Genomic DNA, 288 nt, shown 5'->3' with positions numbered 1-288 from the left:
GGTATTAGGAAGAGGGGGTGAGGTGTTTTTTTGAGAGGTCATTTCAGTCCTCCATTTGGACAGTAAACCAGGGGAAATACCTAATGATTTCGCCACTGATATTACGGTATCTGGAGAATCTAAAGATTGCTGTACGGCCTGTTTCTTGAAATCGTCTGAATGTTTTCGGACTGTTTTTACTTTCATAGCACTCTAATTCCAATATTGAGTGTCTACTTTATTGGGGTCATTCCAATATTGTAGCCGCCAAGCTCTCCAATAAAAGGGATAACTCGCTGAATGAACGTT

The 288-nt window shown here is 40.6% G+C and carries 1 protein-coding gene; it reads right to left on the bottom strand.

Annotation, left to right across the window (positions count from 1 at the left end; genetic code table 11):
- Positions 1-186: transposase (locus tag RH88_RS22910; RefSeq protein ID WP_138944271.1), on the bottom strand; the 186-nt coding region annotated here is incomplete at its 3' end.
- Between the last annotated feature and the right edge of the window lie 102 nt (positions 187-288).

The organism is Vibrio scophthalmi LMG 19158, from assembly GCF_000222585.1.
GTDB lineage: Bacteria > Pseudomonadota > Gammaproteobacteria > Enterobacterales > Vibrionaceae > Vibrio > Vibrio scophthalmi.
This window is presented reverse-complemented; position numbering and strand designations above follow the sequence as displayed.